This window comes from Burkholderia ubonensis (assembly GCF_001718695.1).
Taxonomy (GTDB): Bacteria; Pseudomonadota; Gammaproteobacteria; order Burkholderiales; family Burkholderiaceae; genus Burkholderia; species Burkholderia ubonensis_B.
The window spans coordinates 1,950,997-1,970,070 of the sequence record NZ_CP013420.1 but is presented as its reverse complement, the minus strand read 5'-3'; the positions used below and the strand labels follow the sequence as shown (position 1 = coordinate 1,970,070).

The window sequence follows — 19,074 nt, the reverse complement described above, 5'->3', positions numbered from 1 at the left end:
ATGAGCGGGATTGATCCGAAACGTTTCGGCAAGGTGGCAGTGTTGCTCGGCGGCGTGTCCGCGGAGCGCGAGGTGTCGCTCAACTCGGGCCGGCTCGTGCTGCAGGGCCTGCGCGACGCGGGCATCGACGCGCATCCGTTCGACCCGGCCGAGCGTCCGCTGGCGGCGCTGAAGGACGAAGGGTTCGTGCGCGCGTTCAACGCGCTGCACGGCGGCTACGGCGAGAACGGCCAGATCCAGGGCGCGCTCGATTTCTACGGCATCCGCTACACGGGCAGCGGCGTGCTCGGCTCGGCGCTCGGCCTCGACAAGTTCCGCACGAAGCTCGTGTGGCAGCAGACGGGCGTGCCGACGCCGCCGTTCGAGACGGTGCTGCGCGGCGACGACCTCGCCGCGCGTGCGCCGGAGATCGTCGCGAAGCTCGGCCTGCCGCTGTTCGTGAAGCCGGCGAGCGAAGGCTCGAGCGTCGCGGTGCTGAAGGTGAAGACGGCCGACGCGCTGCCGGCTGCGCTCGCCGAAGCCGCGAAGCACGACCCGATCGTGATCGTCGAGAAGAGCATCGAGGGCGGCGGCGAATACACCGCGTGCATCGCCGGCGATCTCGACCTGCCCGTGATCAAGATCGTGCCGGCCGGCGAGTTCTACGACTATCACGCGAAGTACATCGCCGACGACACGCAATACCTGATTCCGTGCGGCCTCCGCCGCCGACAAGGAAGCGGAGCTGAAGCGCATCGCGCGCCGGGCGTTCGACGTGCTGGGCTGTACCGACTGGGGCCGCGCGGACTTCATGCTCGACGCCAACGGCGACGCGTACTTCCTGGAAGTGAACACCGCGCCGGGCATGACCGATCACTCGCTGCCGCCGAAGGCGGCGCGCGCGGTCGGCATCAGCTATTCGGAGCTGGTGGTGAAGGTGCTGTCGCTCACGCTCAACGACTGAAGCAGGAACGGAAAGACGTCATGTGGAACAACGTTCGCCAACTCAACCTTGCCGCCAGCGCGCTGTACGCGCTGCTGCTGCTCGTGTTGGCGGCGGCCGGCTGCTACTGGCTGATCCAGCGTCCGGCGTTCGCGCTGCGCGCGATCCAGATCGACGGCGACACCGACCACATCAACGCGCCCATCGTGCGCGCGGGCGTGGTCGGGCGGCTGAAGGGCAACTTCTTCACCGTCGATCTCGATACGGCGCGGGTCGCGTTCGAGCAGATGCCGTGGGTGCGCCGCGCGAGCGTGCGCCGGGTGTGGCCGAATGCGCTGGCCGTCACGCTCGAGGAGTACAAACCGCTCGGGACCTGGGGCAGCGACCAGCTGGTGAGCGTCGACGGCGAGCTGTTCACCGCGAACCAGGGCGAGCTCGACGAGGCGCTGCCCGCGTTCGACGGGCCGGAAGGCAGCGCGAAGGAAGTCGTCGTGCGGTATCACGATTTCGCGAAGTGGTTCGCGCCGCTCAACGCGACGCCGGAAGAGGTCACGCTGTCGGCGCGCTACGCGTGGACGGTGAAGCTGTCGAACGGGATGCAGGTCGAGCTGGGCAAGGAGCGCAACGGCGACACCCTGCATGACCGGAGCCAGCGCCTCGTCGCCGCGTGGCCGGCCGTCACGCAACGCTGGGGCAACGACATCGAGTACGCGGACCTGCGCTATCCGAACGGATTCGCGATTCGCGCGGCGGGCATGCGGTTCCTGACCGATACCGACAAGCGCAAGAAGTAACGAGAGATCACACGCAAGAGCACTCTATGAGCAAAGACTACAAGGATCTGCTGGTTTCCCTCGACATCGGCACGTCGAAGGTGGTGGCCGTCGTCGCCGAGCTGAAGGGCGAAGGTCACTACGAGGTGATCGGTCTCGGCCAGAGCGAATCGAAAGGTCTGAAGAAGGGCGTGGTGGTGAACATCGAGGCCACCGTGCAGTCGATCCAGCGCGCGCTCGAGGAAGCCGAGCTGATGGCCGACTGCAAGATCACCAACGTGTTCACGGGGATCGCCGGCAGCCACATCCGCAGCTTCAATTCGAGCGGGATGGTCGCGATCAAGGACAAGGAAGTCACGCAGACGGACGTCGCGCGCGTGATCGAGACCGCGAAGGCGATCAACATCCCGACCGACCAGCAGGTGCTGCACATCCTCACGCAGGAATTCATCATCGACGGCCAGGAAGACGTGCGCGAGCCGATCGGCATGAGCGGCATCCGCCTCGAGGTGAAGGTGCACATCGTGACGGGCGCGGTGAGCGCCGCGCAGAACATCGTCAAGTGCGTGCGCCGCTGCGGGCTGGAAGTGAACGACCTGATCCTGCAGCCGCTCGCGTCGTCGCTCGCGGTGCTGACCGAGGACGAGAAGGATCTCGGCGTGGTGCTCGTCGACGTCGGCGGCGGCACGACCGACATCGCGATCTTCGCGGAAGGCGCGATCCGCCACACCGCGGTGATTCCGATCGCCGGCGACCAGATCACGAGCGACATCGCGATGGCGCTGCGCACGCCGACGCCGGACGCGGAAGACATCAAGGTCAGCTACGGGATCGCGAAGCAGGCGCTCGCCGATCCGGACGAGATGGTCGAAGTGCCGGGTCTCGGCGAACGCGGCCCGCGCACGCTGTCGCGCCAGGCGCTTGCGGCCGTGATCGAGCCGCGCGTCGAGGAGCTGTTCTCGCTCGTGCAGCAGGTCGTGCGCGAGTCGGGTTACGAAGAACTGCTGAGCTCCGGCGTCGTGATCACCGGCGGCGCGGCGATGATGCCGGGGATGGTCGAGCTCGGCGAAGACATTTTCCTGAAACCGGTGCGCATCGGCGCGCCGGAATACGCGGGCGGCCTGGCCGACGTCGTGCGCAATCCGCGCTATTCGACGGCGATGGGCCTCCTGGTGGAAGGCAGCGCTCAGCGCATGCGCGGCCGCAAGGTCGCGGTGCAGTCCGGCAACGCGGGGCAGATCTTCTCGCGGATGAAGGAATGGTTCCTGAGCAATTTCTGACGAACCGAATCGAAATTCGCGCCGGTGCCGGCGGCCGGCGCGCGACAGGGGGTTGCCCGATCTCCTGCCGAATAACGGCCGAGTAGCAGTAACTTTCTTGACGGAGGCAACAATGGAATTTGAAATGCTGGAAACCGAAACCAACGGCACCATCATCAAGGTGGTGGGCGTTGGCGGCGCTGGCGGCAATGCCGTGCAGCACATGATCAACCGCGGTGTGCAGGGCGTCGACTTCATCGTGATGAACACCGACGCGCAGGCGCTGTCGCGTTCGCGCGCGCCGTCCGTGATCCAGCTCGGCAACACCGGCCTCGGCGCCGGCGCGAAGCCGGAAATGGGCCGCGCGGCAGCCGAAGAGGCGCGTGAGCGCATCGCCGACGGGCTGCGCGGCGCGCACATGGTGTTCATCACCGCCGGCATGGGCGGCGGCACCGGCACGGGCGCGGCGCCGGTCGTCGCGCAGATCGCGAAGGAGATGGGCATCCTGACGGTCGGCGTCGTCAGCAAGCCGTTCGAGTTCGAAGGCGGCAAGCGGATGCGCGTCGCGGAAGCCGGCTCGCAGCAGCTGGAGGATCATGTCGACTCGCTGATCGTCGTGCTGAACGACAAGCTGTTCGACGTGATGGGCGACGACGCGGAGATGGACAAGTGCTTCCAGTGCGCGGACGACGTGTTGAACAACGCGGTCGCAGGCATCGCGGAAATCATCAACGTCGATGGCCTGGTCAACGTCGACTTCGAAGACGTGAAGACGGTGATGGGCGAGCAGGGCAAGGCGATGATGGGCACGGCGACGGTCGCCGGCGTCGATCGCGCGCGCCTCGCGGCGGAACAGGCCGTGGCGAGCCCGCTGCTGGAGGGCGTCGACCTGTCGGGCGCGCGCGGCGTGCTGGTCAACATCACGTCGAGCCGTTCGCTGCGCCTGTCGGAAACGCGCGAAGTGATGAACACGATCAAGAGCTACGCGGCGGAAGACGCGACGGTGATCTTCGGTGCGGTGTACGACGACGCGATGGGTGACGCGCTGCGCGTGACGGTCGTCGCGACGGGCCTCGGCCGCGCGGCGAAGAAGCAGCAGTCGGCGCCGATGACGCTCTTGCGCACCGGCACGGACAACCAGCCGGTCAACGCGGTGTCGCACAACAGCTATGCACCGGCGCATCACGTCAGCACGGCCGACTACGGCGCGCTCGACACGCCGGCCGTGTGGCGCAATTCGCGCGAAACCGCGGCATCGCATGTGCAGGCGCTGCAGGAGAAGGGGGTCGACACGTACGACATCCCGGCATTCCTGCGCAAGCAGGCTGACTGAGGCACACGGGCGAAGCCGCGGCGGTGTCGCCGCGGTGAAGCCGGCGTGACGGATGCTACGGACCGCGACAGGCCGCGTCGAATGCGACGCCGGGCCGGGAGACGTGCCCTCTTCGCTTCGGCGAGGCGGGATGGGCCGTGCTGTCCGTATCGCGCGAGAAACCGTATCGCTATGAGGGACCAGGCATGATTCAAGTGGGCGACGCGCTGCCCGACGCGCAACTGTTCGAGTTCATCGACGACGCGCAGGCGGGTTGTACGCTGGGGCCGAACGCCCGCAGCGTGCGCGAGCAGACGGCGGGCAAGCGGGTGGTGATCTTCGGATTGCCGGGCGCTTTCACGCCGACCTGTTCGGCGCAGCATGTGCCGGGCTACGTCGAGCACGCCGAGCAGTTGCACGCGGCGGGCATCGACGAGATCTGGTGCGTGTCCGTCAACGACGCATTCGTGATGGGCGCTTGGGGACGTGATCTGCACACCGCGGGCAAGGTGCGCATGATGGCGGACGGCAGCGCGGCTTTCACTCATGCGCTGGGACTGACGCAGGATTTGTCCGCGCGCGGCATGGGGATTCGTTCCCTGCGCTACGCGATGGTGGTCGACGACGGTGTGGTCAAGACGCTGGCCGTCGAAGCGCCGGGCAAGTTCGAAGTGAGCGATGCGGCGAGTGTGCTGGCGACGTTGAAGTCCTGATCGCGCGATGCGCCGTTGCTTGCAGGCAACGTTGCGTGTCGGCCGCAGGGCGGTTGTAACACGGGCCGATGACCGGGAACGCCTCCGTTCCGGGCATCGGCCCGTCCCGTATCGGCGGGGGTAAACAGCGGAAACAGATTGATACGCAGTTTCAAGCGACGCTGAATAGGGAATTACGCTATAATCCCATCTATCGAATATAACGCCTGATTGATATCTTCAATCAAGACGAAGAACACCATGCTGAAGCAGCGCACCATCAAATCGATCGTGAAGACCGTGGGCATTGGTCTCCACTCCGGCCGCAAGGTCGAACTGACGCTCCGTCCCGCCGCGCCGGGCACGGGCATCGTGTTTTCGCGCGTCGACCTGCCGACGCCCGTCGATATCCCGGCCTCGGCGATGTCGATCGGCGATACGCGGCTCGCGTCGGTTCTGCAAAAGGATGGTGCGCGCGTGTCGACTGTCGAGCACCTGATGTCCGCGTGCGCGGGCCTTGGCATCGACAACCTGTACGTCGATGTGACCGCCGAGGAAATCCCGATCATGGACGGCAGCGCATCGTCGTTCGTGTTCCTGATCCAGTCGGCCGGTATTGAAGAGCAGAACGCGCCGAAGCGATTCATCAAGGTCACGAAGCCGGTGGAAATTCGCGATGGTGACAAGTTCGCGCGTCTCGACCCCTATTTTGGCTTCAAGCTGAAGTTCACGATCGACTTCCGTCATCCGGCCGTCGACAAGACCGGCCAGGAGCTCGAAGTTGATTTTGCGAACACGTCGTATGTGCGCGAGATCGCTCGCGCCCGCACGTTCGGCTTTGCGCACGAGGTCGAGATGATGCGCGAGCTGGGCCTCGCACGCGGCGGCAGCATGGATAACGCGATCGTGCTCGACGAGTACCGCATCCTGAACAACGACGGGCTGCGCTACGACGACGAGTTCGTGAAGCACAAGATGCTCGACGCGATCGGCGACCTGTACGTGGTCGGCCATCCGCTGCTGGCGTCCTATACCGCGTACAAGTCGGGGCACGGGCTCAACAACGCGCTGCTGCGCGAACTGCTTGCGCACGAGGACGCATACGAGATCGTGACGTTCGACGATCCGCAGTCCGCGCCGAGCGGCTTCGGGTTCGATGCGCAGACGGCGTTCGCCTGAGCGGGTGAGCCCCGTGAGTCGATGAAAAAGCGGCCCAAGGGCCGCTTTTTCGTTTGCGTCGTCGACGCGGGTTGAGAAGCGTGCGTGGTCAGCGCGGCGATTTCGCCCCATGCCGCGCCGCCATCCGGGCGAGCGCCGCCTGCAGCGGCGACGGCTCGAGGTGATCGGCCAGGTCGCGCAATGCCGCCGCCCCGACGGACGTCATCCGCGCCTGCTTCACGTGCGGCGGCTCCGGCGCGTCCTTCGGACGCACGCGCACGCGCAGCGTGGTCACCGGCCAGCCGCGCTTTTGCAGGTCCGCGAGCAGCCGCGGCTCGACCTGCCGCAGCCGCGCGGCCAGCGCGTTGTGCGCGGCAAACAGGGTCAGGACGCCATCCTTCACGAATCCCGGCTCGACGTGGCTGGCGAGATAGTCGGGCAGCAGCGTGGCGAGGTCGCGCTGCAGCGCGGCGATCTGCTCGACGCCGGCGCGCAGCGCCGCGAACGCGTCGGTGCGGCCGAGCACCTCGGACACGGGTTGCGGACGATACGGGCCGAGCGGGCCGAAACGCTTGGAAAATCGGTTCATCGAGGCTTTCTTCGGGGCGCCGCGGCGCGGTGGTTGACGCCGATTGTACCCGCCGCGGCCCGCGCGCGGCCGGATTTGCGGTCGCGTCGGCAGCCGGCACGGCGAGGCTGCCGTCTGCCCGAGTCACGGGCGCATGCGCCCTCGCGTGCTAAAATTCGATGTTTGAATCCACTATTACGCTAAGCCGCCGAGGCTCGGGCGTCGGGGCGCGCAACACGCGCCGGGCGCCGGTGCTGCGACGCAGGATCCGATCCGATGACAACCGGTTTTCTCCAGAAAATTTTTGGCAGCCGCAACCAGCGGCTCGTCAAGCAATATCAAAAGACCGTCGCGGCGATCAATGCGCTCGAAACGCAGATCGAGAAGCTGACGGACGACCAGTTGCGCGGCAAGACGGACGAGTTCCGCCAGCGGCATGCGGCCGGCGAGTCGCTCGACAAGCTGCTGCCGGAGGCGTTCGCGGTCTGCCGCGAGGCGAGCCGCCGGGTGCTGAAGATGCGCCACTTCGACGTGCAGCTGATCGGCGGGATGGTGCTCCACTACGGCAAGATCGCCGAAATGCGCACCGGCGAGGGCAAGACGCTCGTGGCGACGCTGCCGGTGTACCTGAACGCACTGTCGGGCCGCGGCGTGCACGTCGTGACGGTCAACGACTACCTCGCGCAACGCGACGCCGAGTGGATGGCGCGCCTGTACAACTTCCTCGGGCTGTCGGTCGGCATCAACCTGTCCGGCATGGAGCACGAGCAGAAGCAGCAGGCGTACGCGTCCGACATCACGTACGGCACGAACAACGAGTTCGGCTTCGACTACCTGCGCGACAACATGGTCTACGAGACCGACGCGCGCGTGCAGCGCGCGCTCAACTTCGCGGTGGTGGACGAAGTCGACTCGATCCTGATCGACGAAGCGCGTACGCCGCTGATCATCTCCGGCCAGGCCGAGGACCACACCGAGCTGTACGTGCGGATGAACGCGCTGCCGCCGCTGCTCGAGCGCCAGATCGGCGAGGAAAAGGCCGACGGCACCGGCGTCGAGAAGCCGGGCGACTACACGCTCGACGAGAAGGGGCGCCAGGTGTTCCTGACGGAATCGGGCCACGAGAAGGCCGAGCGCCTGCTGTCGGAGTGGGGCCTGATCGGTGACGGCGAGAGCCTGTACGCGCCGCAGAACATCACGCTGATGCACCACGTGTACGCTGCGCTGCGCGCGCACACGCTGTTCCACAAGGACCAGCACTACGTCGTGCAGAACGGCGAAGTGATCATCGTCGACGAATTCACGGGCCGCCTGATGGCGGGCCGCCGCTGGTCCGACGGCCTGCACCAGGCGGTCGAGGCGAAGGAGCACGTGAAGATCCAGAGCGAGAACCAGACGCTCGCGTCGATCACGTTCCAGAACTATTTCCGCATGTACGCGAAGCTGTCGGGCATGACCGGCACCGCGGACACCGAAGCGTACGAATTCAACGAGATCTACGGTCTCGAGACGGTCGTGATCCCGACCAACCGTCCGCCGAAGCGGATCGACAAGCAGGATCAGATCTACAAGACGGCCAAGGAGCGCTACGACGCGGTGATCCGCGACATCCGCGAATGTCACGAGCGCGGCCAGCCGGTGCTGGTCGGCACGACGTCGATCGAGAATTCCGAGCTGCTGTCGCACCTGCTGAAGCAGGCCGGGCTGCCGCACGAGGTGCTGAACGCGAAGCAGCACGCGCGCGAAGCGGCGATCGTCGCGGAAGCGGGCCGTCCGCAGCGCATCACGATCGCGACCAACATGGCGGGCCGCGGCACCGACATCGTGCTCGGCGGCAACGCGGAGAAGCAGGCCGCGTTCATCGAGGCCGACGAGTCGATCCCGGCTGACGAGAAGGCGCGCCGCATCCAGCAGCTGCACGACGAATGGGAAACGCTGCATGAGCAGGTGAAGGCCGCGGGCGGCCTGCACATCATCGGCACCGAGCGTCACGAGTCGCGCCGGATCGACAACCAGCTGCGCGGCCGTGCGGGCCGTCAGGGCGACCCGGGCTCGTCGCGCTTCTACCTGTCGCTCGACGATCCGCTGCTGCGCATCTTCGCCGGCGACCGCGTGCGCGCGATCATGGACCGCCTGAAAATGCCGGAAGGCGAGGCGATCGAGGCCGGCATCGTCACGCGTTCGATCGAATCCGCGCAGCGCAAGGTCGAGGCGCGCAACTTCGACATCCGCAAGCAGCTGCTCGAATACGACGACGTGTCGAACGACCAGCGCAAGGTCATCTACCAGCAGCGCAACGAGCTGCTCGAAGCGCACGACATCACCGAGACGATCGGTGCGATGCGTCACGGCGTGATCAGCGACGTCGTCCGCCAGTTCGTGCCGGCGGGCAGCATCGAGGAGCAGTGGGACATCCCCGAGCTCGAGGAAGCGCTGCGCAACGACTGGCAGCTCGATCTCGCGATCCAGGAAATGGTGAACGAGTCGTCGTCGATCTCGGCGGACGAGATTCTCGAGGCGGTGACCACCGCTGCCGACGAGCAATACGAGTCGAAGGTCGCGCTGGTCGGCCGCGAATCGTTCAGCGCGTTCGAGCGTTCGGTGATGCTGCAGTCGGTCGACCGCCTGTGGCGCGAGCACCTGGCGGCGCTCGACCACCTGCGCCAGGGCATCCACCTGCGCGGCTACGCGCAGAAGAACCCGAAGCAGGAGTACAAGCGCGAGGCGTTCGAACTGTTCGCCGCGATGCTCGATGCGATCAAGCAGGAAGTCACGCGGATCGTGATGAACGTGCAGATCCAGTCGCCCGAGCAGCTCGAGGAAGCGGCCGAGCAGATCGAGGAGCGCACCGGGCATCTGGAAAACGTCGAGTACCAGCATGCCGAGTTCGCCGAGGCGGGCGCGCCGGTGGCCGGCGGTGCGGCGGTGGCCGCCGCGACGGCCGCCGAGGAGATGGTCGGCAGCGCGATGAGCCATAGCGGCCCCGGCGGCGAGATGCCGAAGGTGGGCCGCAACGATCCGTGCCCGTGCGGCAGCGGCAAGAAGTACAAGCATTGTCACGGCAAGCTGTCGTGATCGAACGCGGCGCGCGATGAGCGCGCCGCGTCGTTTATAGCGTTGATTGGTGGTGAGAGTTGCGGCGGTCCGCGCGTGCGGCCGCCGGTTCGTTCAATCGATGCCGGCGCGCGCCGGCATTTTCCCTTTCCGGCAGGTGTTCCACATGGCTGTCAATTTCCCGTCGATCGATCCCGCCCAACTGCATCCCGTCGCCGGCGTCACGCTGGGCTGGGCGGAGGCGAACATTCGCAAGCCGAACCGCAAGGACGTGCTGGTCATTTCCGTCGACGATGGCGCGACGGTCGCCGGCGTGTTCACCGAGAACCGCTTCTGCGCGGCGCCCGTGATCGTCTGCCGCGAACATCTGGCGAAGGTGCGCGCGGGCGGCGCGGGCATTCGCGCGCTCGTCGTCAACACCGGCAACGCGAACGCGGGCACCGGCGAGCCGGGCCTCGCGCACGCGCGCGAGACCTGCGCGGAGCTCGCGCGCCTCGCGGGCGTCGAGCCGGCCCAGGTGCTGCCGTTCTCGACGGGCGTGATCCTCGAGCCGCTGCCGATCGACCGCCTGAAGGCCGGCCTGCCGGCGGCGCTCGCGAATCGCCAGGCCGCGCACTGGTTCGACGCCGCGCAGGCGATCATGACCACCGACACGCTGCCGAAGGCGACGTCGCGCCAGGTGACGATCGACGGCCACACGGTCACGCTGTCCGGCATCAGCAAGGGCGCGGGCATGATCAAGCCGAACATGGCGACGATGCTCGGCTTCCTCGCGTTCGACGCGACGGTCGCGCAGCCGGTGCTCGACGCGTTGGTGAAGGAGGTCGCGGACCGCTCGTTCAACTGCATCACGATCGACGGCGACACGTCGACGAACGACTCGTTCATCCTGATCGCGTCCGGCAAGAGCACGCTGCCGGCGATCACGTCGACCGATTCGCCCGCCTACGCGGCGCTGCGCGATGCGGTCACCGAGGTTGCGCAAGTGCTGTCGCAGCTGATCGTGCGCGACGGCGAAGGCGCGACGAAATTCATGACGGTGCAGGTCGAAGGCGGCCGGAGCGTCGCCGAATGCCGTCAGATCGCCTATGCGATCGGCCATTCGCCGCTCGTGAAGACGGCGTTCTACGCGTCGGACCCGAACCTCGGCCGCATTCTCGCGGCGATCGGCTATGCGGGCGTCGCCGATCTCGACGTCGGCAAGATCGACCTGTATCTCGACGACGTGCTGGTCGCGAAGGCGGGCGGCCGCAATCCGGCGTACCAGGAAGAGGACGGCCAGCGCGTGATGAAGCAGAGCGAGATCACGATCCGCGTGCTGCTCGGCCGCGGCGACGCGCAGGCGACGATCTGGACGTGCGACCTGTCGCACGATTACGTGAGCATCAACGCGGATTACCGCTCCTGATCGGGCGCGCCGGAACATCATGGACAAGCTCGAACAGTTCCTGACGCGCGCGGAAACGCTGCTCGGCCGGCTCGAGGCGATGCTGCCGCCCGCGCCGGCGGCGGTCGACTGGAACGCCGCGAACGCGTTCCGCTGGCGCAAGCGCCAGGGGCGCGGCTATCTGCAGCCGGTGCCCGCCGTGTCGTCGATCACGCTCGCCGACCTGCACAACATCGATCGCCAGAAAGCGCTGATCGAGCAGAACACGCGGCAATTCGTGCAGAAGAAGCCGGCGAACAACGTGCTGCTCACCGGCGCGCGCGGCACCGGCAAGTCGTCGCTGATCAAGGCGTGCCTGAACGCCCATGCGAACGACGGGCTGCGCCTGATCGAAGTCGACAAGGACGACCTGCACGATCTCGGCGACATCGTCGACCTGATCGCGCAGCGTCCCGAGCGCTTCATCGTATTCTGCGACGACCTGTCGTTCGAGGAAGGCGAGTCGGGCTACAAGGCGCTGAAGGTTGCGCTCGACGGCTCGATCGCCGCGCAGTCGGACAACGTGCTGATCTACGCGACGTCGAATCGCCGCCATCTGCTGCCCGAGTACATGAGCGACAACGAGACGTACAAGCACCTGCCCGACGGCGAGATCCATCCCGGCGAAGTCGTCGAGGAGAAGATCTCGCTGTCCGAGCGCTTCGGCCTGTGGGTCAGCTTCTATCCGTTCAAGCAGGACGATTACCTCGGCATCGTCGCGCACTGGCTGCGCCACTTCGGCTGCGGTGACGCCGAGATCGAGCAGGCGCGCGGCGACGCGCTCGTGTGGGCGCTCGAGCGCGGTTCGCGCTCGGGACGCGTCGCGTGGCAGTTCGCGCGCGACTGGTCGGGCCGCAAGGAGCAGGCATGAGCACGGATCTCGCACAAGGCGCCGTGCGCGCGCCCGATGGCCGGAAGGTGACCGAGGTCGCGGTCGGCATCATGGTGCAGCCGGATGGTCGGTACCTGCTCGCGCAGCGGCTGCAGGGCAAGCCGTACGAAGGCTACTGGGAGTTCCCGGGCGGCAAGCTGGAGGCGGGGGAAAGCGTCGAGGACGCGCTCGCGCGCGAACTGCACGAGGAGCTCGGAATTGCCGTCACCGCATGCCACCGCTGGCATACGCTCGAGCACGACTACCCTCATGCGTACGTGCGGCTCTACTTCTGCAAGGTGACGGGCTGGACCGGCGAGCCGCACAGCAAGGAAGGGCAGGCGTTCGTCTGGCAGCATCTGCCGGTCGACGTCGCGCCGCTGTTGCCCGCGGCGCTGCCGGTGCTCGAATTGCTTGAGAAGGAAGCGGCGTCGCAATGACGCCGTCGCGGCCCGCCGACTGAAAAGGCGGGCCATATCGGCCGGGGTTGGCCGGCCGTTCGGAGTCAGACGTCGCGGCGCGTGTCGCCGCCGTCTTCCTCGGACGACGGACCTTCGTCGGACGAACCGCCGATCCGGTATTTCTCGGCGGCCCATGCGCCGAGATCGAGCTGCTTGCAGCGGGCGGAGCAGAAGGGACGGAAGCGATTTTCAGGCGTCCAGCGCACTTCGGCGCCGCAGGACGGGCATTTCACAACAGTAGTCATACGAAAGCGTCGATCCGGCACATGGCCGTTACAGATTGCACAGGGTCAGGTGGAACGGCACGTCGATGTCCACGGCACGCGGCCGCACGTCGCCGTCCTGCGTGGTGAACCGCACCCACAGCATGTACTTGTTCGCGCTGGCTTCCGGAATCACGCGCAACTCCGGCGCCACGCGCACCTGCATCAGTTGATAACTGCGACCGGACAGCATCTGCTGATAGCTGCCCTGCATGGCCATCACCTTCGATGCCTGCCCCGATTCGCGCGCGAGGCGCAGCACGATCGCCGCCGCGTCGCGCAACGGCAGGAGCGGCAGGACCCATTTGGCGATGTCCTGTCGCCGCTGCTCGGCGGGCCACTGTTGCCACGCGTAGTACGACGGAAGATCGAACTTGCAGGTCCCGCCGGGAATCACCGCGCGGCTGCGGATGCTCGCGAGCCACTCGTTGTCGACCAGATGCTGGCCCGTCTTGCCCTGCATCTGCCCGAGGTTCGCAAGCGTCTGCTCGATTTCGCCGAGTACGGCTTCGAGCGCGTTCTGTTCGATACCGGGATTGCCGCGAAAGGGGGCGAGCGTCTGGCGCTGACGTTCGAGTTCTTTCATCAGGTCCGATTTCAGGTCCGCGCGGCCCGTGACCTCGGCGATCTCGAACAGCGTCGTCAGCGCGACGTGATGTTCCCGCGCGTCCTCCTGAGCCAAAAAAAACGCGAAGCGCTCGAACAGGTCTTCGAGGCGCAGCAGCGTGCGAATTCGCTCATTGAACGGGTACTCGTAAAGAATCAAGCGCGCTCGCCTCTTGCGTAGGGAATGAAACAATGCAGGACATTCTAATGCTCACTCTCTACCCTAGCAACGCGCCAATTTCGTGCGCCATCGCGGCGCGTCGCACGCACATGGTGCTTACTTTGCAGCGGCCGCACAGGCGAGATAGCGCTGGTGCAGCGCATCGACCTGCGCAGCGAGCGCGTCGGGCGTCGCCGCGTCGTTGACGATGACGTCGTCGGCGGCTGCGAGACGGGCGTCGCGCGTTGCCTGCCGCGCAATGATCGCCTCGACCTGCTCGCGCGTGAATCGGTTGCGGCGCATCACGCGCGCGATCTGGGTCTCGACGTCGCAGTCGACGACGAGCACGCGATCGACGCGCGATTTCCAACTGCCGGATTCGACGAGCAGCGGCACGACGAACATCACGTACGCGCCCCGGGCTTCCCGGCCCTCGCGGTCGGTCTCCGCCCTGATCAGCGGATGCGTGATTGCCTCGAGGCGCCGTCGTGCCGCATCGTCGCTGAAGATCAGCGTGCGCATCTTCGCACGGTCGAGCGAGCCGTCCGCCGCGACGAAGTCCGGGCCGAACGCCTGCCCGATCGCGGGCATCGCGAGCCCGCCCGGCGCCGTGATGCGATGGGCGATCAGGTCGGTGTCGACGATCGACGCGCCGCGGGCCGCGAACAGGTCGGCCACGGTGGTCTTGCCGCTGCCGATTCCGCCGGTGAGTCCCACTGCAAGCATGTGTCAGCCTCCGAGCGCCGAATAGAAAGGGGTGCCGAAAAACAGCGTCGCGGCGCCGCCGGCCGCGAGAAACGGGCCGAACGGAATCGGCTCCTCGAAGCGCATGCGGCCGCGCCACGTCGCGACGAGCCCGACGACCGCGCCCGTCACCGCCGCGAACAGCACGACCTGCGGCAACGCGGCCCAGCCCATCCATGCGCCGAGCGCGGCGAGCAGCTTCAGGTCGCCGAAGCCGATGCCCTCGATGCCGCGCAGCCACCTGAACAGCCAGTAGATCGACCACAGGAACAGGTAGCCGGCCATCGCGCCGATGACGGCCGCGCGCAGCGACGCGAACGTGCCGCCGAGGTTCAGCGCGAGCCCGGCCCAGAGCAGCGGCAGCGTCATCGAATCGGGCAGGTAGCCGGTCTGGATGTCGATCGCGCTCATCGCGAGCAGCGCGGCGCACAGGCCGAATGCGGCGAGAGCGGCCATCGTGGGGCCGAACGCCGCGAGCGAGCCGGCGGCGAGCAGCGCGCCCGCGAGTTCGATCAGCGGGTAGCGTGCGCCGATCGCGTGGCCGCACTGCCGGCAGCGCCCGCGTTGCAGCAGGTAGCTGACGAGCGGGATGTTCTCCCACGCGCGCAGCACGTGGCCGCAATGCGGACAGGCGCTGCGCGGATGCCACAGATCGTAGCGCGGCGGATAGCCGTCGTCGGACTCTGCGTTCGTGCCGGTGGCCTCGGCGATCTCGGCTTCCCACGCGCGCTTCATCATGATGGGCAGCCGGTGGATGACCACGTTGAGGAAGCTGCCGACGCACAGGCCGAGCACGACGGCGAATGCGTACTGCGCGGCGGGCGGCAGCAGCGCCAGCGCGAGCAACGTGCCGGCGGGCGAATCGGGAACGGGGAACATGGGCGCGCGCGTCATCGGGTCAGGGTTCGGTAGGCGACGGAATCGGATGCGATGCTACACCACGTTGCCGAGCTGAAGGATGGGCAGATACATCGCGACGACGAGGCTGCCGACCAGCGCGCCCAGCACGATCACGATCAGCGGTTCGCCGAGCGCGGCGAGCGCATCGAGATGCGCGTCGAGCTGGCGTTCGCACAGTGCGGCGATGTCGGCGAGCATCGTGTCGAGCGCGCCGGTTTCTTCCGCGACGGCAATCGGCTGGACGACGTCGTCCGGAAAGCAGCCGGCCGCATGCATTGCGTCGGCGAGCCGTGCGCCGCGCAGCACGCGCGCGGCGATGCGCGCGGTGGCCTGCTCGAACACCGGATGGCCGGCGGTGCGCTCGAGCGTCGCGAAGGCGTCCGCGAGCGGCACGCCGGCCCCGAGCAGCGTGGCGAGCGACCGGCACCATCGTGCGGCCGCGAACCGCGCGAGCGCACTGCCGACGACTGGCGCGTTCAACATCCGCTGCGCGACCGTGTAGCGCAGTTGTGGCGAGCGCCGCAACGCGTGGCGCGCAGCGAGCGCCAGCGCGGTCGCAACGGCGACGAACGTGCCGCCCCAGGCCGAGGTCGCGGACGAAACGGCGAGCAGGGCGCGGGTCGGTGCGGGCAACGCGGCGCCGAAACCGTCGAAGATCTGCCGAAAGGTCGGCACGACCCACAGCATCAGCGCGATCGTGATCGCGAGCGCGAACAGGATCACCGCCACCGGATAGGCGAGCGCCGCGCGCAGCTTGCGCCGCTGCGCGTCCGCGCGCTCGCGGTGATCCGCGACGCGCGCCAGCACCGGGCCGAGCGCGCCGGAGGTCTCGCCGATCTCGATCAGCTGGCGATACAGCGAGCCGAACTGCGCCGGATAGCGCCCGAGGGCGACGGCCAGACGCTGCCCGCCGACGATCTCGCGCGCGAGACCCGCAGCGATGCGCGGCATGCCGTCGGGCCCGCGGGTGCGCGCGAGCATCTCGAGCGCCGGCGCGAGCGGCAGGCCGGCCTGCAGCAGGCTGGCGAGTTGCTGCGTGAAGCGCGTCACGTCGCGTGTGCCGGCGGCGGGCGGCCGCGCGGCGCCGCGCGCGTCGAGCGCCAGCACCGCGATGCCGTCCCGCGCGAGCGCGGCACGCGCGGCGGCCGCGTCGAACGCGATGACGTGGCCGCGGCACGCGCTGCCGTCGCGACGACGGCCGCGCCATGCGAACCGGGTTTCCTGACGGGGCGCGCGCATCGCGGTCATGCGTCGGGCGTGGCGGCGAGCGCTTCCGCCAGGCTCGTCGTGTTGTCCCGCACGCGCGCAAGCGCGGCATCGCGCAGGTTGCGCACGCCTTCGGCCGCGGCGCATTGCGCCAGCGCACCGACGCTCGCGCGCGCGACGATGTGTTCCGCAAGCCCGGGCGACACCGGCATCGTCTGGTGGAGGCCGATGCGGCCGCGGTAGCCGATGCCATGACAGGCGGGACAGCCGCGCGCGACGAACGGCCGCCACCCGGACGCGAGCGCCGACGGGTCGCAGCCGGCTTCGCGCAGCACGCGCGGCGGCGCGTCGGACGGCGCGCGGCAAGCCGCGCAAAGACGGCGCACGAGCCGCTGCGCGGTGACGAGGCGCAGCGCTGCCGCCAGGTTGTATGGTGCGACGCCGATGTCGAGCAGCCGCGTGATCGCGGCCGGCGCGTCATTGGTATGCAGCGTCGACAGCACGAGGTGCCCGGTTTGCGCGGCCTTGATCGCGACGTCGGCCGTCTCCGCGTCGCGGATCTCGCCGACCATGATGACGTCCGGGTCTTGCCGCAGCAGCGCGCGCAGCGCGGTCGCGAAGGTCAGCCCGGCCTTCTCGGCGACGCCGACCTGATTGATGCCGTCGAGCTGGATCTCGGCCGGATCCTCGACCGTGCAGACGTTGTGCGCGTCGCGATCGAGCATCTGCAGCGCGCAGTAGAGGGACAGTGTCTTGCCGCTGCCCGTCGGCCCGGTGACGAGCACGAGCCCGTACGGTGCGCGTATCGCCGCCTCCATCGCGCGCGCCTGCAGCGCGTCGAAGCCCAGGCGCGCGAGCGTGAGGTCGGGCGGCAGCGTTTCGAGCCGGCGCAGCACGAGCTTTTCGCCGAACAGCGTGGGCAGCGAGCTGACCCGGTAGTCGCCGCGCCGGCCGCCGGCGAGCGCGACGCGCAGCCGGCCGTCCTGCGGGATGCGGCGTTCCGCGATGTCCATGCGCGCGAGCACCTTGACCCGCGTGACGAACGCATCGCGCAGGTGAGCCGGCGGCCGCGCGTGTTCGTGCAGCACGCCGTCGATGCGCAGGCGGATCCGCCAGCCCGTTTCGAACGGCTCGACATGGACGTCGGAGGCTTCGCGGGCGCACGCGGCGTGCAGCGTGTCCGTCAGCAGCCGCACGGCCGGCGCGTCGTCGAGCTGGGCCGCGTCGAGCGGGCGGGAGTCGGATGAAGGCGCGGAGCCGGGAGCGGCGGGCATCCCGCCGGAAGGTGTGAACAGCATGCATGCCGGCGCGTTGGCCGCCTGGTTACCGTGACCGTTGCATGGTCGCGCGACAGGGGCTGCGCCGGCAGTCGGCCATCCGGCTAACGCTTGGCGAGACTGCGCGCGCCGCGCGCCGGGCGCGGCCTGAAGAGCTTGACGGTGCGGACCGCCTGGTCGTCGCTGCGCATCACTTCGAGCATCACGTCGCCGATCTTCAGGCACACGTCGTCTTCGGGAATGTCCTCGAGGACCTCGAGGATCAGCCCGTTGAGCGTCTTCGGCCCGTCGGTCGGCAGCTTCAGGTGCAGCCAGCGGTTCAGCTCGCGCAGCGGCATGCTCGCCGCGACGATGCACTCGCCGTTCTCGTCCCAGCCGCCCTTGCGCTCGCTGCGCGGCATCGAGGTCGTGAACTCGCCGATCAGTTCCTCGATGATGTCCTCGGGCGTGACGAGACCTTCGAGCTCGCCGTATTCGTTGACGACGAGCGCGGTGCGTTGGCGGCTTTCCTGGAAATACTGGAGCTGCTGCACCACCGGCGTGCCCGACGGCACGTAGTACGGCTCGGCGAGCAGCGTGCGCAGCGTCTCGCGGTCGAAATCCTGGTTGTGCAGCGCGGTCAGCGTCTTGCGCACGTGCAGCACGCCGAGCACCTTGTCGATGTCGCCTTCGTAGACGACGAGCCGGTTGTGATAGCAGGTCTCGAGCTGATGCAGGATGTCGTCGAGCGGTGCGTAGAAATTGAGCGATTCGATCTGGCGGCGCGGCACCATCACGTCGTCGACCGAGATGTTCTCGAGATCGAACAGGTTCAGCAGGATGCTGCGGTGCTTGGTCGGCATGAAGCTGCTCGACTCGAGCACGATGGTGCGCAGCTCGTCGGCCGACAGCCGCAGGTCGCGGCCCTTGGCCGTGTTGATGCGCAGCACCCACAGCACGCCGTGCGCGAGCGCGTTCACGAACCAGACGATCGGCTTGAGCACGCGCATCAGCGGCGCGATGACGAGGCTCGCGGGCAACGCGATGCGCTCCGGGAACGTCGCGCCGGCGATCTTCGGTGCGATTTCGGCGAACACGATGATCAGGAACGCGACGATGCCGGTCGCTATCGACAGCGCGAAGTTGTTACGGCCGAACGTGTGCAGCGCGATCGACGTCGTGAGCACCGGGATGATCGTGTTGAACAGGTTGTTGCCGATCAGGATCACGCTCAGCAGCTGGTCGGTGCGCGTGAGCAGGCCCTGGGTGGTCTTCGCGCCGAGCGCGCCCTGGCCGGCGAGATGCTTCAGCCGATGGCGGTTGAGCGCCATCATCGCGGTCTCGGAAATGGAAAAGAAGCTGGAGCAGAGGAGAAGCAGGAAGACGGCGCCGATTTGCGCCCATAAGGGAATTTGGTCCACGCGTCGGAAAGGGCAGTGAAGG

At 67.7% G+C, this 19,074-nt stretch carries 17 protein-coding genes and 1 pseudogene; 10 read left to right on the top strand and 8 right to left on the bottom strand.

The annotated features are described in order from the left end of the window. From WJ35_RS09010 to lpxC, 6 genes and pseudogenes are all read left to right on the top strand, one after another. A pseudogene (locus tag WJ35_RS09010) lies at positions 1 to 943 on the top strand (D-alanine--D-alanine ligase). Positions 944 to 963: 20 nt separating this feature from the next. After that, positions 964 to 1,716 carry a cell division protein FtsQ/DivIB gene (locus tag WJ35_RS09005; RefSeq protein ID WP_010091241.1) on the top strand — a complete coding sequence of 251 codons (753 nt, stop codon included), beginning with the start codon at positions 964 to 966 and terminating at the stop codon, positions 1,714 to 1,716. Between the two features lie 26 nt (positions 1,717 to 1,742). Then, on the top strand, positions 1,743 to 2,975 hold the full coding sequence (ftsA, locus tag WJ35_RS09000; RefSeq protein WP_010091242.1) for a cell division protein FtsA: 1,233 nt from the start codon (positions 1,743 to 1,745) through the stop codon (positions 2,973 to 2,975). A gap of 112 nt (positions 2,976 to 3,087) precedes the next feature. Next, complete coding sequence (gene ftsZ / locus WJ35_RS08995) at positions 3,088 to 4,287, top strand: cell division protein FtsZ (RefSeq protein WP_010091243.1); 1,200 nt, start codon at positions 3,088 to 3,090, stop codon at positions 4,285 to 4,287. Between the two features lie 185 nt (positions 4,288 to 4,472). After that, on the top strand, positions 4,473 to 4,979 hold the full coding sequence (locus WJ35_RS08990; RefSeq protein WP_059716731.1) for a peroxiredoxin: 507 nt from the start codon (positions 4,473 to 4,475) through the stop codon (positions 4,977 to 4,979). A 240-nt stretch (positions 4,980 to 5,219) separates the two neighbouring features. Then, entirely contained in the window at positions 5,220 to 6,137 is a 918-nt protein-coding gene (gene lpxC, locus WJ35_RS08985; protein WP_060236348.1) for a UDP-3-O-acyl-N-acetylglucosamine deacetylase, read from the top strand. 88 nt (positions 6,138 to 6,225) lie between these two features. On the opposite strand, the gene WJ35_RS08980 is transcribed toward lpxC, so the two are convergent. Further along, positions 6,226 to 6,705 (bottom strand): DUF721 domain-containing protein, encoded by a 480-nt coding sequence (locus WJ35_RS08980; RefSeq protein ID WP_060236346.1) that lies wholly within the window; start codon positions 6,703 to 6,705, stop codon positions 6,226 to 6,228. A 255-nt stretch (positions 6,706 to 6,960) separates the two neighbouring features. On the opposite strand from WJ35_RS08980, the gene secA reads away from it, so the two are divergent. From secA to WJ35_RS08960, 4 genes are all read left to right on the top strand, one after another. Then, positions 6,961 to 9,759, top strand: a complete 2,799-nt coding sequence (secA, locus tag WJ35_RS08975) for a preprotein translocase subunit SecA (protein WP_060236344.1) — start codon at positions 6,961 to 6,963, stop codon at positions 9,757 to 9,759. A 145-nt stretch (positions 9,760 to 9,904) separates the two neighbouring features. Then, the gene (argJ, locus tag WJ35_RS08970) at positions 9,905 to 11,146 is read left to right on the top strand and encodes a bifunctional glutamate N-acetyltransferase/amino-acid acetyltransferase ArgJ (protein WP_060236342.1); all 1,242 of its coding nucleotides are present in this window, start codon (positions 9,905 to 9,907) and stop codon (positions 11,144 to 11,146) included. A gap of 19 nt (positions 11,147 to 11,165) precedes the next feature. After that, entirely contained in the window at positions 11,166 to 12,035 is an 870-nt protein-coding gene (locus WJ35_RS08965; protein WP_010091251.1) for an ATP-binding protein, read from the top strand. Then, on the top strand, positions 12,032 to 12,475 hold the full coding sequence (locus tag WJ35_RS08960; RefSeq protein ID WP_069239060.1) for an NUDIX domain-containing protein: 444 nt from the start codon (positions 12,032 to 12,034) through the stop codon (positions 12,473 to 12,475). Before WJ35_RS08965 ends, WJ35_RS08960 begins: the two co-directional genes overlap by 4 nt. Before the next feature lie 65 nt (positions 12,476 to 12,540). Here WJ35_RS08960 and WJ35_RS08955 read toward each other — a convergent pair whose 3' ends face one another. The 7 genes from WJ35_RS08955 to WJ35_RS08925 all read right to left on the bottom strand — a co-directional run bounded on the left by WJ35_RS08955 (position 12,541) and on the right by WJ35_RS08925 (position 19,052). Further along, positions 12,541 to 12,741 carry a DNA gyrase inhibitor YacG gene (locus tag WJ35_RS08955; RefSeq protein ID WP_069239059.1) on the bottom strand — a complete coding sequence of 67 codons (201 nt, stop codon included), beginning with the start codon at positions 12,739 to 12,741 and terminating at the stop codon, positions 12,541 to 12,543. Between the two features lie 28 nt (positions 12,742 to 12,769). Continuing rightward, positions 12,770 to 13,525, bottom strand: a complete 756-nt coding sequence (gene zapD, locus WJ35_RS08950; protein WP_059814443.1) for a cell division protein ZapD — start codon at positions 13,523 to 13,525, stop codon at positions 12,770 to 12,772. A 117-nt stretch (positions 13,526 to 13,642) separates the two neighbouring features. Further along, positions 13,643 to 14,251 (bottom strand): dephospho-CoA kinase, encoded by a 609-nt coding sequence (coaE, locus tag WJ35_RS08945; RefSeq protein ID WP_060236337.1) that lies wholly within the window; start codon positions 14,249 to 14,251, stop codon positions 13,643 to 13,645. A 3-nt stretch (positions 14,252 to 14,254) separates the two neighbouring features. Beyond that, a complete protein-coding gene (locus tag WJ35_RS08940) occupies positions 14,255 to 15,163 on the bottom strand; it encodes a prepilin peptidase (RefSeq protein ID WP_069239058.1) in 909 nt (302 codons plus the stop codon). 39 nt (positions 15,164 to 15,202) lie between these two features. After that, the gene (locus WJ35_RS08935; RefSeq protein WP_069239057.1) at positions 15,203 to 16,417 is read right to left on the bottom strand and encodes a type II secretion system F family protein; all 1,215 of its coding nucleotides are present in this window, start codon (positions 16,415 to 16,417) and stop codon (positions 15,203 to 15,205) included. Further along, positions 16,414 to 17,673: a GspE/PulE family protein gene (locus WJ35_RS08930; protein ID WP_069239056.1), complete on the bottom strand. Its 1,260-nt coding sequence runs from the start codon at positions 17,671 to 17,673 to the stop codon at positions 16,414 to 16,416. The genes WJ35_RS08935 and WJ35_RS08930 overlap by 4 nt, the downstream gene beginning before the upstream one ends. 83 nt (positions 17,674 to 17,756) lie before the next feature. Beyond that, positions 17,757 to 19,052, bottom strand: coding sequence for an HlyC/CorC family transporter (locus WJ35_RS08925; protein ID WP_060236329.1), 1,296 nt, complete (start codon positions 19,050 to 19,052; stop codon positions 17,757 to 17,759). Positions 19,053 to 19,074 lie beyond the last annotated feature (22 nt).

Bases quoted from the DNA above. Each gene is read 5' to 3' on its own strand.
- WJ35_RS09005 (WP_010091241.1), top strand. From the start codon at position 964: ATGTGGAACAACGTTCGCCAACTCAACCTTGCCGCCAGCGCGCTGTAC.
- ftsA (WP_010091242.1), top strand. From the start codon at position 1,743: ATGAGCAAAGACTACAAGGATCTGCTGGTTTCCCTCGACATCGGCACG.
- ftsZ (WP_010091243.1), top strand. From the start codon at position 3,088: ATGGAATTTGAAATGCTGGAAACCGAAACCAACGGCACCATCATCAAG.
- WJ35_RS08990 (WP_059716731.1), top strand. From the start codon at position 4,473: ATGATTCAAGTGGGCGACGCGCTGCCCGACGCGCAACTGTTCGAGTTC.
- lpxC (WP_060236348.1), top strand. From the start codon at position 5,220: ATGCTGAAGCAGCGCACCATCAAATCGATCGTGAAGACCGTGGGCATT.
- WJ35_RS08980 (WP_060236346.1), bottom strand. From the start codon at position 6,705: ATGAACCGATTTTCCAAGCGTTTCGGCCCGCTCGGCCCGTATCGTCCG.
- secA (WP_060236344.1), top strand. From the start codon at position 6,961: ATGACAACCGGTTTTCTCCAGAAAATTTTTGGCAGCCGCAACCAGCGG.
- argJ (WP_060236342.1), top strand. From the start codon at position 9,905: ATGGCTGTCAATTTCCCGTCGATCGATCCCGCCCAACTGCATCCCGTC.
- WJ35_RS08965 (WP_010091251.1), top strand. From the start codon at position 11,166: ATGGACAAGCTCGAACAGTTCCTGACGCGCGCGGAAACGCTGCTCGGC.
- WJ35_RS08960 (WP_069239060.1), top strand. From the start codon at position 12,032: ATGAGCACGGATCTCGCACAAGGCGCCGTGCGCGCGCCCGATGGCCGG.
- WJ35_RS08955 (WP_069239059.1), bottom strand. From the start codon at position 12,741: ATGACTACTGTTGTGAAATGCCCGTCCTGCGGCGCCGAAGTGCGCTGG.
- coaE (WP_060236337.1), bottom strand. From the start codon at position 14,251: ATGCTTGCAGTGGGACTCACCGGCGGAATCGGCAGCGGCAAGACCACC.
- WJ35_RS08940 (WP_069239058.1), bottom strand. From the start codon at position 15,163: ATGACGCGCGCGCCCATGTTCCCCGTTCCCGATTCGCCCGCCGGCACG.
- WJ35_RS08935 (WP_069239057.1), bottom strand. From the start codon at position 16,417: ATGACCGCGATGCGCGCGCCCCGTCAGGAAACCCGGTTCGCATGGCGC.
- WJ35_RS08930 (WP_069239056.1), bottom strand. From the start codon at position 17,673: ATGCTGTTCACACCTTCCGGCGGGATGCCCGCCGCTCCCGGCTCCGCG.